The sequence below is a fragment of the Leisingera sp. CC-HEC093 genome (genome assembly GCF_059429195.1).
The window spans coordinates 2333999-2348661 of the sequence record NZ_JCAIJR010000001.1 but is presented as its reverse complement, the minus strand read 5'-3'; the positions used below and the strand labels follow the sequence as shown (position 1 = coordinate 2348661).

Annotated in this window: 11 protein-coding genes; 8 read left to right on the top strand and 3 right to left on the bottom strand. The window is 61.1% G+C overall.

The genetic code is table 11. From position 1 onward, the window contains the following. Positions 1-21: 21 nt before the first annotated feature. From AC5STB_RS11270 to AC5STB_RS11245, 6 genes are all read left to right on the top strand, one after another. Positions 22-1218: an endonuclease/exonuclease/phosphatase family protein gene (locus tag AC5STB_RS11270; RefSeq protein WP_495442924.1), complete on the top strand. Its 1197-nt coding sequence runs from the start codon at positions 22-24 to the stop codon at positions 1216-1218. A 70-nt stretch (positions 1219-1288) separates the two neighbouring features. Next, positions 1289-2080 (top strand): 3-oxoadipate enol-lactonase, encoded by a 792-nt coding sequence (pcaD, locus tag AC5STB_RS11265; RefSeq protein WP_495442923.1) that lies wholly within the window; start codon positions 1289-1291, stop codon positions 2078-2080. After that, positions 2073-2783, top strand: a complete 711-nt coding sequence (locus AC5STB_RS11260; protein WP_495442922.1) for an alpha/beta fold hydrolase — start codon at positions 2073-2075, stop codon at positions 2781-2783. The genes pcaD and AC5STB_RS11260 overlap by 8 nt, the downstream gene beginning before the upstream one ends. Further along, positions 2783-4120, top strand: a complete 1338-nt coding sequence (locus tag AC5STB_RS11255) for a class-II fumarase/aspartase family protein (RefSeq protein WP_495442921.1) — start codon at positions 2783-2785, stop codon at positions 4118-4120. Before AC5STB_RS11260 ends, AC5STB_RS11255 begins: the two co-directional genes overlap by 1 nt. A gap of 125 nt (positions 4121-4245) precedes the next feature. Then, complete coding sequence (locus AC5STB_RS11250) at positions 4246-5352, top strand: Zn-dependent alcohol dehydrogenase (RefSeq protein WP_495442920.1); 1107 nt, start codon at positions 4246-4248, stop codon at positions 5350-5352. Positions 5353-5714: 362 nt separating this feature from the next. Beyond that, on the top strand, positions 5715-5999 hold the full coding sequence (locus tag AC5STB_RS11245; RefSeq protein ID WP_495442919.1) for an ArsR/SmtB family transcription factor: 285 nt from the start codon (positions 5715-5717) through the stop codon (positions 5997-5999). An 86-nt stretch (positions 6000-6085) separates the two neighbouring features. On the opposite strand, the gene AC5STB_RS11240 is transcribed toward AC5STB_RS11245, so the two are convergent. Together AC5STB_RS11240 and AC5STB_RS11235 are read right to left on the bottom strand one after the other, a co-directional pair. Further along, positions 6086-6937 carry a fumarylacetoacetate hydrolase family protein gene (locus AC5STB_RS11240; protein ID WP_495442918.1) on the bottom strand — a complete coding sequence of 284 codons (852 nt, stop codon included), beginning with the start codon at positions 6935-6937 and terminating at the stop codon, positions 6086-6088. A gap of 27 nt (positions 6938-6964) precedes the next feature. Next, positions 6965-9922 (bottom strand): ABC transporter transmembrane domain-containing protein, encoded by a 2958-nt coding sequence (locus AC5STB_RS11235; protein WP_495444593.1) that lies wholly within the window; start codon positions 9920-9922, stop codon positions 6965-6967. Positions 9923-10157: 235 nt separating this feature from the next. Here AC5STB_RS11235 and AC5STB_RS11230 point away from each other — a divergent pair, with 235 nt between their 5' ends. Further along, complete coding sequence (locus tag AC5STB_RS11230) at positions 10158-10550, top strand: DUF3307 domain-containing protein (protein WP_495444592.1); 393 nt, start codon at positions 10158-10160, stop codon at positions 10548-10550. A gap of 56 nt (positions 10551-10606) precedes the next feature. Here AC5STB_RS11230 and AC5STB_RS11225 read toward each other — a convergent pair whose 3' ends face one another. Then, positions 10607-11065, bottom strand: a complete 459-nt coding sequence (locus tag AC5STB_RS11225; RefSeq protein WP_495442917.1) for an Lrp/AsnC family transcriptional regulator — start codon at positions 11063-11065, stop codon at positions 10607-10609. A gap of 146 nt (positions 11066-11211) precedes the next feature. On the opposite strand from AC5STB_RS11225, the gene AC5STB_RS11220 reads away from it, so the two are divergent. Further along, complete coding sequence (locus tag AC5STB_RS11220; RefSeq protein ID WP_495442916.1) at positions 11212-14634, top strand: indolepyruvate ferredoxin oxidoreductase family protein; 3423 nt, start codon at positions 11212-11214, stop codon at positions 14632-14634. Positions 14635-14663 lie beyond the last annotated feature (29 nt).

Here is a 14663-nt window from a genome sequence, read left to right as displayed (position 1 = left end):
CGGCAGCCAGGGGGGCACGTCATGACACGTTTCACCATCGCCTCGTTCAATGTCAAAAACCTGATCGGCCCGGAGCGGGAATACTACCGCTTCCAAAGCTACACGCCTGAGGAATACGCTTGGAAGGCCGACTGGATGGCCGACCAGCTGCTGACACTGAATGCGGACATTGTCGGCTTCCAGGAGATTTTCGAGGAAGCGCCGCTGCGTCAAGTGATCGCCGAAACCGACCGGCGCGGGACGCTGGCCAACGCCGCCAGCATCCCCGATCCTGCCAAACGCTATCACCGCAAGGCCATATTCCAGAAACTGGCCTATGGCTCCTACGCCGAGGCAGAGGTGGCTTTTGCTCCCAACATCAATGACACCGGCGAGCCCGGCAAGCGGCGGCCCGGGCTGGCGGTTCTCTCCCGCTTTGGCTTTCAAGGCGAACCGGAGGTGATACAGGACCTTGGCCAGCCATTGGATATCCCGATGGCGTGCCTCGGTGAGGAAGAGGACGCAGGCTTTTATACTCTGCGCCGGCTGTCGCGTCCGATTCTCAGGGTGCAGGTGCCTGTCGGTAATCAGGTGATCAGCGTGTTCAATTGCCATCTGAAGTCGAAGCTAGGTGAATTCATAAAACCACAGGGTGCGCCTTACCCGCCTGAGACGGTTCTGACGGCCTATGATGCGGCAGGCCGGGCTATGGGGTCGCTGCGTGCCGCGCTCAGGCGGATGGGCGAGGCCTGGGTGCTGCGCCGCGCGGTGCTTGACGAGCTGGAACAGGGCCGCCCGGTGATGGTTCTGGGGGATTTCAACGACGGCGAACATGCCGTCAGCAGCGAGATCATCGCTGGCGAGATGCCGTTCAAGAACTATGCCTGGATGCTGCGCCACGATGCTGAGCACGCAGGCGACCGCTACAGCGAAGCCGAGAACGCGCAAATACGTGAAGCCATTGACCGGGTAAGACTGCGCTCTGCCGAAAAGATGTTCCTGAAAAGATCCTTGCGCGATGTGGTCTATACCACCGCCTTTGGCGGCGTGCATGAAAGCATCGACCAGATCTACATGTCCCGCCACTTCGATCCGGACTGGCCAGGGGCATTGGGAAAGATGCATTATTACAGTGTCTTCAACGACCACCTGACCGATGGCAGCCACCCGGAGGCGCCGTACAACAAGCTTGCTTCGGACCACGGGCAGATCATGGCCCATATGGAACTGCACGGCTAAGCTTGGCCGATTGCTTTACCTCCCGTCCCCGGCACAGGTAGACTGCGGCGGAGAAAAAACGAGGTACCCGATGCAGATTGCAGATCTGGGCGATGTCCAGCTTCACTACCGCATTGACGGCGACGCGGGCGGCGCCCCCGTAGTGTTTGCCAATTCGCTGGGCACTGACCTGAGGGTCTGGGATGCTGTTGTGGAACGGCTGCCCGCAGGCCTGCGTATCATCCGCTATGACATGCGCGGCCATGGGCTGTCCTCTTGCCCCCCTGCCCCCTATTCGATGGGTGCGCTTGTACGGGATGCGGAGCGTCTGCTGGACCATCTGGAAGTGCGCGACTGCATGTTCGTGGGGCTCTCGATCGGCGGCATGATCGCGCAGGGGCTGGCAGTAAAGCGGCTGGACCAGGTGCGGGCGCTGGTGTTGTCGAACACAGCCGCAAAGATCGGCACCGCAGAGATATGGAAGGATCGGGTCAGGACTGTTCAAAGCAACGGCATCGAGGCGCTGGCAGATGCCGTTATGGAGCGCTGGTTTGCCCGCGGCTTCCGGTCAACACCGGAGCTGCAGCTGTGGCGCAACATGCTGGTTCAACAGTCGCGCAGTGGCTACGCAGGGTGCTGCGCGGCAATTGCGGGCACGGATTTTTATACACCCACCAGCGGGCTGCGGCTGCCGTGCCTCGGCATTGCGGGGTCCGAAGACGGCTCCACCCCGCCTGACGTGGTGCGCGAGACGGTGGACCTGATCCCAGGCAGCCAATTCCACCTGATCCGGCGCGCGGGCCACATTCCCTGTGTCGAACAGCCAGATGAATACGCTGAACGCCTGACGGCCTTTCTGAGGGAGACCGGGCACATTGGCTGAATTTCTTCTTGTTCACGGTTCCTGCCACGGCCCGTGGTGCTGGCGCGATGCGGTCCCGGCGCTGGAGACCCGCGGCCACACTGTTCGCACCATCAGCCTGCCTGGCCATGCAGACGGACGCGATCCCGCAAAGGTGACACTCTCAGAAACGGCTGAGGCGGTTGCTGCCGCTTCTGCCCCGGATACCTTGATCGTCGGGCATTCCTGGGGCGGCTTTCCCATTTCGGCAGCGGCGGAGGCGTATCCAGATCGCTTGCGCGGGCTGATTTACCTGTGCGCCTACCTGCCGGTCACCGGCATGTCCCTGATCGACATGCGCAAGGCGGGACCGCGGCAAACATTGGAAGGTGCCACTCAGAAGAACGCAGCAGGCACCGCATACAGCCTGAACCCGGAGACTGCGCCGGACCTGTTCTATCATGATTGCCCGGCTGAGGCGGTGCGCTTTGCTATGGAAAACCTCTGCCCGCAGCCGATCCTTCCGCAGGATACGCCGGTCCGCCTGAGCCAGAGGTTCGATGCCGTGACTAAGGCCTACATCCGCTGCACCGGTGACCGAGTCATTCCGCCGGAGTACCAGGCGCAGATGGCCGCCCGCCTGCCGCGTGGGCGGGCACATGACATGAACACATCCCACTCGCCCTTTTTCGCAGACCCTGAAGGTCTGGCAGAGCTGATCGGGCAGATTGCAAAGGACTTCTGATGGCAGGCTCTGTCTTTGACAGCCAAATCTATGGCGAACTCTTCGGCAGCGGCGAGGCCAGCCGCCTCTTCTCAGACAGCGCCGAATTGCGCGCCATGATGCTGGTAGAAGGCGCACTGGCCAAGGCGCAAGGCGCAGCAGGCGTGATCCCGCAGGAGAGCGCGGCTGCGATCGGGCGTGCTGTGGTCGAGATCGCAGTTGATCCGGGCGTTTTAAAACGGGCCACCGGACAGAACGGCGTGCCGGTACCCGGGTTGGTAGCCGCGTTCCGCGAAGAAATGAAAGCGCCAGAGCATGCGCAATATGTGCATTGGGGCGCGACCTCGCAGGACATCATGGACAGCGCGCTGATGCTTCGGCTGCGCCAGGCGCTGGCGCTGGTGGAGACCGATGTAAAGGCGGCTGTCCTGTCGCTTGGCAAGCTGGCCAAGGAGCATGCGGAGCTGCCGATGGCCGCCCGCACCTACGGGCAGCACGCGACCCCCACCAGTTTCGGCGCAGTGGCCGCCGCTTGGGGAATGCCGCTGATGAACCTTTTGGACGAACTGCCCGGCTTGCGGCAATCCTGCCTGCAGGTCTCCCTGTCCGGCGCGGCGGGGACGTCCGGCGCGCTGGGAGCGAAATCGGCAGAGGTGCGCGCTGCTATGGCCAAAGGGCTGGCGCTGCAGGACCCAGGGCGCAGTTGGCACACCGACCGTACCCCGGTGCTGCGCATTGCGGATTGGCTGGTCCGCATGACCTTGGCCTTTGGCAAAATCGGCGAGGACTGCACTGCGCTGGTGCAAAGCGGCATTCAGGAGATTTCGCTGAGCGGCGCCGGTGCCTCCTCCACCATGCCGCAGAAACAGAACCCGGTGACCGCCTCAGTCCTGGTAGCGTTGGCACAGCAGAGCAGCGGTTTGTTCTCTGTCCTACAGGGCGCCTCAATGCAGCAGCATCAGCGCGACGGAGCGGCCTGGTTCACCGAATGGATGTGCCTGCCGCAGATCGTTCTGGGGGCGGCGGCTGCCGCAAATACGGGCAAGGAACTGTGCGCAAGTATTGCGCCGCGCGCGGAGGCAATGGCAAAGGTGCTGTCGTCTGGGCTGGGCCTGATCCACTCCGAAGCGCTGAGCTTTGCCCTGGCTGCGCAAATGCCGCGGCCCGATGCCCAGGGGGCGGTCAAAGCCTTGTGCCAGGAGGCTCAGGCCTCGCAAACGCCGTTGCGGAGGCTGGTGGCGCGTGACTTTCCGGACCTGGATACGGATGCATTGTTTGATCCCGCCAGGCAGATGGGCCATGCGCCCTGGGAAGCGCTCCAATTCAGCAAGAAAACGGACAGCCTGCGCAATGCTTGACTGGGTTGCGCCCGGCAGCGCGCAGAGGCGTCTTCCGTGACGTTACAACGCGTCCCATCCTGCGCCTTGACGCTTGATGCAAGCCCCCCGGCGCGTCACCCTGACTGTAAACGGGGAGGAAGATCATGCAAATCATCAAAGCCGCTGTCTGCCATAATTTCGGCGCCCCGCTGGTCATAGAGGACGTGCAGCTGGCACCGCCCGGAACGGGTGAAGTCGAGGTCACGCTGGACGCGGTCGCCATCTGCCACAGCGATATTTCCTTTGCCGAAGGCGCCTGGGGCGGACATCTGCCTGCGGTTTACGGCCACGAGGCCGCCGGGGTGATCACCGGCATCGGCACGGGCGTGCAGGGTTTCAGCGCTGGCGACTCCGTTGTCGTCACATTGATCCGCAGCTGCGGCACCTGCCCATCCTGCGCAGGTGGCAGGCCAGTGATTTGCGAAACGCCCTATGACACAGTGAACGGACCGTTGAAGACGGCCAGCGGCGAACCGCTGGACCAGGCAATGGCTTGCGGCGCCTTTGCCGAGAAAGTGGTGGTGGACCAGCGTCAGATCGTGAAGGTTCCCGCAGAAATCGGCAAGGACGCGGCAGCACTGATTTCCTGCGGGGTGATCACGGGTGTCGGTGCGGCAGTCAACGCCGCCGGATTGCGTGCAGGCCAGGACGTGGTGGTCATCGGCGCAGGCGGCGTAGGCCTCAACGCCATTCAGGGCGCCCGTATTGCTGGCGCCCGCCGCATCGTCGCCGTCGACATGAACCCTGACAAACTGGAAACCGCCAAGGAGTTCGGCGCCACCCACGGGGTGCTTGCCACCGAAGACAGGCCGTGGAAAGCCGCCCATAAGGCACTTGGAGGACGCGGCGCAGATGCGGTGCTGGTGACCGTCGGAGCCATTCCCGCCTATGACCAGGCGCCGCGGTATTTAGCCCGCGGCGGCAAGGCGGTGCTGATCGGCATGCCGCATTCCGGCGCCAAGGCCGCCTACGAACCCGTTGTTCTGGCCGCAGTTGGTCAGGGATTGATCGGTTCCAAGATGGGGGATGCGGTGATCCAGCGCGACATTCCATGGATGGTAGACCTGTATCAGCAAGGCCGCCTGAAACTGGATGAACTGATCTCCGGCCGCTGGTCTCTGGAGCAGATCAACGAAGCGATTGCCGACACCAAGACCGGCAGCGCCAAGCGGAACGTGATTGTCTTCAACCGTGCCAGCACAGTGGAATAACCACGCTTAGGGAAAGCGGAGCACCTCCAACCCAGGAAGTTCCCATCACCGATTCACCTGGGCTTTGCCGCCAAGCCCGGCTCACGGCAAACGCCAGGCCACTGGTGCGGGCGGCAGCCGCCCCTGTTTTCTCCGGATGGCCAAGGCAGTTAAACCTTTCTGTAACCTGCGTCGGATCTTGCTGGGAACCCCTTCAGCTGCGTATTTGGCTACAGCCACCGGTGGCTCTCCGCCGATTCAATGGCGCATTGCAACTGCGAGGTGACTTGGATGCAGGAAGCAGGCAAGCTGCAGAAAAAACGAAACCAGGACATTGAGCAGTGCCCCCGCCAAGAAGTGACGACAGCCCGCCGGAAGCGGACATGCAGGAGAGCGCCGCCGCGGCCGCCGCATTCCTGAAAACTCTTGCGCATCAAGGTCGCCTGATGATCCTCTGCCATCTGTGCGCGGGGGAACGGTCAGTCGGAGAACTGGAAGCCCTGCTAAACACGCGCCAAGCAGCGGTAAGCCAGATGCTGGCCCGGTTGCGGGAAGAGGAATTGGTTGCAACCCGGCGGGACGGCAAGACGGTTTTCTATTCTCTCAAGGACAGCAACACGGAAGAGATGATTGCCCTGCTCTACAAGCAGTTTTGCGGTGTCAGCTGAGTTCCCGCTTCTGTGACCAACGCCTGCTGGCGGCGACCTGACAACCGTTCTGATGACAATGCAGGCAGGGACACTGGGCTAGCCGGTTATTCCTCGTCCGCCCGCACTCTTTGGGTCTGCACCCCCAGTCCCTCGATCTCCAGCCGCATCACATCGCCGGATTTCAGATACAAAGGCTCCGGCTTGGCGCCCATCCCGACCCCTGGCGGCGTTCCAGTTGCAATCACATCACCGGGGTGCAACGTCATCAGCTGGCTCAGATGCGAAATGATCTGTGCCACGGTAAACACCATCCGGCTGGTATTGCCCGTCTGGCGCCGCACACCGTTCACATCGCACGTCAGCCACAGGTTCTGCGGATCCGGCACCTCATCCCGGGTCACCAGCCAGGGGCCAAGCGGACCGAAGGTGTCGCAGCTTTTGCCCTTGGTCCATTGCCCGGTCAGCTTGGTCTGAAAATCACGCTCCGACACATCATTGATCACGCAATAGCCTGCCACATGGTTCAGCGCTTCGGCCTCTGACACGTATTTGGCTGCCGTGCCGATAACTGCACCAAGCTCGACTTCCCAGTCAGCGGCAACAGAGCCGCGAGGCAGGATAACGTCGTCCTCCGGCCCGCAGATGGACGATGCGGCCTTGAGAAAGAGGATTGGATGTTCAGGCAGCGCCATCCCCATTTCCTCAGCATGGTCGGTATAGTTCAGGCCGATACCAAGGAACTTGCCCGATTGCCCGACACAGGGGGCCAAATCCAGCTCTCCCGTCACCAACGGCAGCGCTGTTGGGTCCATGGCAGCAAGCCAGGCCAGGGTCTTATCGTTCAAGACCGCTCCGGTGATATCGGGCACATGGGCCGACAAATCCCTGACCGCGCCAGTGCTGTCCAGCATACCCGGGCGCACTTCTGTGCCCGTGCGGTACCGCAGCAGTTTCATGATGCTTTCTCCCCTTCGGATCTCTGATCAGTTGGAAACGTAGCCTGCCACCACCTGCAGCAGCTTAAATGCGGTCGAAGCGTCGTTCTCGACAACTGCCAGAAATTCTTCCTCGCCGATCCGCAGGCAGCGCAGATCGCTCGCGGCGACCATGCTGAGCGCGCGCGGCTCCTGCCGGATCAATCCTAGCTCTCCGACAAGCCGGCCCGGGCCGACCTGGGCAATCAACCGGTCCTCCGCCCCGTCCTGCGGCAGCAGAAGATCCGCCTCGCCCGACAGGATCATGTAGGCACCATCCGTAGCTTCATCGTCCTTGAGGAAAACTACATCGCCTGCCTTGGCCTCGTACCAGCGTGCGCCAAATGCCAAGAGACGCAGTTGGCGGCGGTTCAGGCCGGAAAACAGTTCAGTCTGTTCCAGCGCCCGAAGCTTGCGGGCCAGGTCCTGGCTGGCTGCGCCATCTTCCGCAGTCACAGTCTGCACCTCATCACTGACCAGCCTGCCCTGGCGCAACTCGAAAAACACGTCGAAAACGTCCGGACTCTGAAAGCCAGGCGCCAGATAGATCAGCGTCGTGTCAGGCAGAAGCTTGCGCAGGTTCTTGTGCACCGCAACGCGGGTTTCCAAGTCATAGCTCGCCATTGCGGAATCAAGGATCAGGATATCCGGACGCTTGATCGTGGCCCGGCAGAACGCCAGCGGTTCCGCAAAACTGGCCGCCAGCCCCTGCCCGCCCACGGCAATCGGCATGTCAAAGATCAGCTCCACCACCTGATCGCGCAGGCCTTCGCGCACCATTAGGTCGGAGACCAGCTTGCGCACCTCATCACCCTTGGCACCCGCAGCATCGGATATCTTGCCGAAAAGGGCGTTTTCCAAAACCGTAAGACTGGGGGTAATCGCGTCCTCCTCAAAGGGCGCGAAACCTGCGCCCAGTGCCTTCAACAGCTTATCGCCATGGCTGCGCCGGAAGCGGAGGATACGCTCTTTCATGTCATCCTCAAACGCAGGCCCGATCTGTTCTGCTGAGATGGTAAAGGGCACGATCAAAAGCTGTGCCAACTCTTCCCGGCTGAGAGCTGAAGCAATCGTTGTGCCGGAACGGTCCATTAGTGCCAGCGCGGCCTCATAGGCCCCAACATCCAGGCCCAGCTTGCGGAAAAGCGGGTGGCCGGTTCCATCCATGCCAAAGATCTGCCGCAGCATCTCCACCACATCGCGGGTCAGCGCAACAAGGCTTTCGTCGAGGCCAAGTTGCTTCAGCTGGTCAAGGAAGTCCTTTTGCTGATGCAGCATCTCACCGGTCAGGGCCTCCTGAGAAGCCGCAAACAAGAGGTTCTCGGCAACTGGGAGGGCCGGGTTGTAGCTCTCTGGGTCCAGGAAATGCACATGGACATCCAACCCCGCATTTTCGATCGCCTCCCGTACGATTGGACGCAATCTGACCAGTTGCTCAGCCAGTTCCTGATGCGCGGCCTCCTCGAACCGCTGCTCAATGCCGCGCCGGAACAGGGCAGTGTCCGAGCCGATACCCTCCACTAATTTCAGCCACCAGCCCCGCAATTCTGCTTCGCTGGAAAACCCGGCCAGTTTCGGGTCCAGCCAAGGTGCATCGAACGGGTCTGGGCTGTTTCCGGCCTGAATGGCGATTTCCAGCTGCTCCAGATCCCGCGGATCGCCCTGCGGACGTATCCGCATCGGCATCATCACGTTGTCGCCAAAGGACCCCTGAAACAGAACAGGCCGCGAGGTGGCATAGCCAACCCGCGCAGCCACAATTGCCTGGTGCATTCCGCTCAGGTCCTGCTCGGCCACGGTCACCGTGCCCGAGGACGGCAGGATTTCCCTCGTCAGAAGCTCTGCCAGCGCCCTGCGGTCCTCTTCGGACGGCGCTGCGATCCCGATCACCTGACCGGCCGGGAAAGTCGCGCTGAGCTCCTCCAGCACCAAATTGCCATCAGAGTCCCGCACCGTTACGGAGTCGAGAACCACGTCGCCGGTGAGATGCTGCAGCTCCTCCGGCTCACCGCTGAGCAGATTTTCATCCACCATCCCCTGAGGGGCAAAGCGCTCCAGGATCACATCCCAGCGCAAGCTCATGTCCTGAGTCTGGTTGTAGTAGGTCAGCAGTTCCTTCCATGGCGAGGCCAGATCCTTGTAGGCTGCCAGGGCCGCCACCAGGGCGCCAAGAGAGACCTTGCCCTGCAGCACCAGATAGCCGCCGATCGCATAGAAGAAGAAAGGGGTTAGCTGGGTAATGAAGTTGTTGAGAAACTTCATGAAGAATTTTTTCTGGTAGATCTGGAACCGGATCTCGTAAAGCCGCCCCAGCCGGGCGGTGATGATCGCCATCCGGTAACGCCAGCCGCCATTGATCCGCAGCGTCGAAGCGCCGGCGGCACTTTCCCCGATCTCCGTTGCCAGTGCCCGTACTTGCTTGATGCGTTTCTTGTTCAAGAGGTTGATCTGCCGCTGCAGCATCGGAATTAGCCAGCCCTGCAGCGGAATCAGGGCAATCGCCGCCATCCCAAACCAGAAATTCTGCAAAAACAGAAAAAACAGAATAGTCAGCATCTGTCCGGCCTGCAGCACCGGCTGGCTGACAGCGTCACCCATCAGCCCGCCCATTGGCTCTGATTCCGAAGTGACCATTGAGACCAGCTCACCCTGGCTGACCCGCTCAAAGTAGGGTTGAGGAAACCGCAGGACACGGGCAATCAGCTGGTAGCGGAAGCGGCGCAGCATCCGTTCCGCTAGCACCCCCTTCATGGTGTTGATCCGCATCTTCAGCAGGCCGTGGCACAGTACCGACAGCAAGAAAGCCCCGCAGAGGATCCATAGAAATGTCAGCTGATCGAAACTCTGCCCCAGCACAGTGATTGAAGAGCTTTTGGCACCAATTGCATCGTTGATGATCCGCTTGGGAATCTCCAGCGTCAGGTAAAGCAATGGAAACAGGCAGGCAGTAACAACCAGCAGCACCAGCTGATCGCGTTTCGAGTATTTCCAGATGAAACGGAACAGAGAGCGTTCTATGGAAATGCTCCATAAATGGCGGCCAAGGACAAGACTGTCCTTATGGGTAGCGCGGTTTAGCCGCCACAGGCAATGGGCAGAAACCTGCCCCGTCCCGTTGCGGCATCTTGCCGTCACAGCATTTGCCAGGCGGCAAAAAATCCGTAAGGTTCCAGCCAAGTATACTTTGAGGAGACTTATTGGTTTGCCGGAATACGTCGGATCCGTTCTGCTGTTGCTTTGCGCTTTGCAGGTTAAGCACTTGTTTGCCGACTTCTTCCTGCAAACGCCAAAGATGCTGTCGGGCCGCTGCGCCTATGCGCACATGGGCCGGGCCCAGCACGCCGGCGTCCATATTGCCGGTTCGGCCCTGATCTTCCTTCTGTTCGGCGCGCCGCTAATCTTCATACTGGTTCTCGCCGTGCTGGAATGGGTGGTGCATTTCCACATCGATTTCGGCAAAGCCCGCTTTTCCGAACGCAAAAAACTCAACCCGCAGCAGCCGATGTTCTGGCAGGCAATGGGGTCGGACCAGGCGCTGCACCAGCTAACCTATATTGCTATGGCCTGGGCCTGGGTTAAATACGCGGCGATGTAAGTTAAGCGCATTCGCTCCAACCTTGCTGTCAGGCGGTTCGAGCAGCCGCCGCATTCTCATGGCACCACAGGCTTGTCCCGCTTGATCGTACGCAGAACCACATTGGTCTGCGCACTGGCTACCGCAGGCAGGCGGAACAGGAAGCTTTCCAGAAACCGGTTGTATGCCTCAAGATCCGGGGCCAGCACCCGCAAGTGGTAGTCGGCCTGCCCGGTTGTGGCATAGCATTCCTGCACCAGCGGGCTGGATTCCACCGCCCGGATAAATTCCACCAGCTTGTCAGGATCATGGCGCGTCAGATGCACATGCACGATGGCCTGAAACCCCAGCCCCATGGCCGGGGCACTCACCACGGCACCGTAGCGTTCGATGATACCGGCTTCCTCAATAGCACGCACCCGGCGCCAGAGAGCAGATGGCGACATGCCGACAGCCTCTGCCAGATCGGCATTAGAGATCCGGGAATCTTCCTGCAACAGCGTCAGGATCCGGCGGTCGCGTTCGTCAATCTTCATTTTCCGGTCATTTTTTCCGCGACAAGTAAGCTTATTGGGTATCACAGCCACATATAGCTTCAAAACCAGTAAATCAGGCAAATCTTTTCAGTCTTTGTGGATTACTTTTCCGAAAACCACATATTCCGCGCAAGGATTCCGCCGCGATGACCAAGCTGAGCCACGATTTCCGCAGCTACAAGCTGGACGACCGTTACGACATGACCGACGGCCGGGTGTTCCTGACCGGCACTCAGGCACTGGCCCGGGTAATGCTGGACCAGGCCCGCCGCGACCGGGGGGCGGGCCTGAACACCGCGGGTTTCGTCTCCGGCTACCGCGGCTCGCCGCTGGGCGGGGTCGATCTGGAGTTTTGGCGTGCCAAGGAACGGATGAAGGAAAACCGCATCAAGTTCATGCCGGCCGTGAACGAAGACCTGGGTGCAACCGCCGTTCTGGGAGCCCAGCAAGCCATTCTGGACCCGTACTGCGAGGTCGAGGGCGTGTTCTCCATGTGGTATGGCAAGGGCCCGGGCGTGGACCGTTCCGGCGATGCTTTGAAACATGGCAACGCCTACGGATCATCAGCGAAGGGAGGTGTCCTGGTTGTTGCCGGGGACGACCACGGTTGCGTCAGTTCGTCGATGCCACACCAGTCGGACGTGGCCTTCATGTCCTGGTTCATGCCGGTTCTGAATCCGGCTGATGTGTCCGAATACCTTACCTTTGGCGAGTACGGCTTTGCCCTGTCCCGCTACTCAGGCACTTGGGTCGGCTTCAAGGCTGTGTCAGAAACCGTGGAAAGTGCACGCTCGGTGGAGCTGCAGCCGGACCGCAAATTCATCTACCCGGAACTGCCTGAATACCCTGGCGGGCTGCATATCCGCCGCGCCGACCTGCCCTCGCCCGAGATCGAAACCCGCATCCACGCCAAGCTGGACGCGGTTCGTGCCTTCGCTGAGGCAAACCCTATCGACAAGCGAATCTATGACATCAAGGACGCCCGCTTCGGTTTTGTCTCCACCGGCAAGGGGCATCTGGACTTGATGGAGGCCCTGCGGCTGCTGGGGCTCGACGAGGCCGCCTGCCGCCGCCTGGGCATCGACATCTACAAGGTCGGCATGGTCTGGCCGCTGGACCGCACCGATGCGCTGAAGTTCGTGAAGGGCAAGCAAGAAGTGCTGGTTGTCGAAGAAAAGCGGGGCATCATCGAAAGCCAGTTCAAAGAGAACTTCTATGACTGGCCGGGCAGCAAGCCAGAGAAGATGGTCGGCAAATACGACAGCCAGGGCGAGCCGCTGATTCCCTGGACCGGTGAGCTGAGCCCGATGTTGCTGGCGCCGATTGTGGCGGCACGGCTGGACAAGTTTTTCCCGGACGAGAACCTGCCGGCCAAAGCCGCTGCGCTGACTGCCGAGCCGCCGAAAGTGTTGAACGTGCCCGGCGCCACCCGCACGCCCTACTTCTGCTCCGGCTGTCCGCACAACACCTCTACCAAGCTGCCGGAAGGCTCCAAGGCGTTTTCCGGCATCGGCTGCCATGTGATGGCCAGCTGGATGGACCGGGAAACCGCCGGCTATGCCCAGATGGGCGGCGAAGGCGTGCCCTGGACGGTAGCCTCGCAGTTCAACGGCAATAAGCATGTATTCCAGAACCTGGGCGAAGGCACCTGGTATCACTCGGGTTCGCTGGCGATCCGCCAAGCTGTCGCGGCCGGCACCAACATCACCTACAAGATCCTTTACAACGATGCCGTGGCAATGACCGGCGGCCAGCCGGTGGACGGGCCGGTATCGGTGCATGGCATTGCCCAGACCTGCCGCGCAGAAGGTGTGCAGCGGATTGCCCTGATTTCGGACGACGCCGGTAAGTTCAGCCATGGGGATTTCCCGAGCGGTACCACCTTCCATGACCGTTCCGAACTGGACACGGTGCAGCGTGAGCTGCGCGAGATCCCCGGCGTTACGGTGCTGATCTACGAGCAAACTTGCGCGACCGAGAAGCGCCGCCGCCGCAAACGTGGCAAGATGGAGGATCCCAAGCGGTTTGCCTTCATCAACGATCTGGTCTGTGAGGGCTGCGGCGATTGCTCTGTTGAATCCAACTGCCTGAGCGTGGAACCGAAGGAAACGCCGTTCGGGCGCAAACGCAAGATCAACCTCTCTACCTGCAACAAGGACTTCTCTTGCCTGAACGGCTTCTGTCCCAGCTTTGTCACCGTTGAGGGGGCAACCCGGCGCAAGAAGAAACCCACCGGGCTGGACGCCGCCAAACTGGCAGCCAAACTGCCCGCCCCGGTGCTTCCGTCCCTGGCAGAACCGTTTGATCTGCTCGTCACCGGAGTGGGCGGCACTGGCGTTGTCACGGTCGGGGCTCTGATCACTATGGCGGCGCATCTGGAGGGCAAGGGATCAAGTGTCCTGGACTTCACCGGTTTTGCCCAGAAGTTCGGCACAGTGCTGAGTTACATCAGGCTATCCAAGTCTCCGGACACGCTGAACCAGGTGCGGATCGACCAGGGCGGTGCAGATGCGGTCATAGGCTGCGATGTTGTCGTAAGCTCGGCGCCCAAGGCATCGGTCCACTACCGCCCCGGCACCAAGGTAGTGCTGAACCAGGCGGAAATGCCCACCGGCGATTTGGTTCTGCGCCGCGATGCCGACCTGATGGCGGGGGTGCGTGAACGGACCATCGCTGAAGCTGTTGGCCCGGCCAATCTGTCGGGCTTCAACGCAAACGAGGCCGCGGAAACGATGCTCGGCGACGCGGTTCTGGCAAATGTCATGATGCTGGGCTTTGCCTGGCAAAAAGGGCTGGTGCCGGTCAGTGCCGGCGCATTGGATCAAGCGATCGAGCTGAACGGCGTTGCGATCGAAAAGAACCGCCTCGCCTTTGCAATCGGCCGCGCCATGGCAACAGACCCGAAACTGGTCGAGGACATCTACAAGGAAACTCCGGACAAGGGCGAAACGCTGGCAGAGCTGATTGAACGGCGTGCCACCTTCCTGACCGGCTATCAGGATACCGAATATGCATCGCGGTACCAGGAAACGCTGGCACGGTTCCGCGATGCCCTGCCTGCTGAGGCACAGGAGCAGTTGACCACCGCCGCAGCCCGGTCGCTGTTCAAGCTGATGGCCTATAAGGATGAGTTCGAAGTTGCGCGGCTGCTGACCAGCGAAAAATTCCGCCACCAGATTGAGGACGAATTCGAGGGTGATTTCACAGTCAACTACCACCTTGCGCCGCCGCTTCTGAGCCGTAGGAAGGATACCCGCGGCCGGCCGATGAAGCGCTCCTTTGGCCCCTGGCTGCGCCCGGCGCTGAACCTTCTGGTCAAGGCACGCCGCCTGCGCGGCACCGCCTTTAACGTCTTCGGCTACCACGAAGAAGCCCGCCTGCACCGTGATCTGCTGGCGTGGTACGAGGATGCACTCCGTACCGTTTCCCAGCGCTACAAACTGGACACGTACGGTGCCTGTCTTGAAGTTCTGCAAGCGCCTATGGAAATCCGCGGTTACGGACCTGTGCGCCTGGAGGCCGCCAGGAAGACGCGCTCAGCAGCGGACGAGGCGCTGCGCAGCCTTTAAGGCATGCCCTTGCAAACTGGCACTGGGAT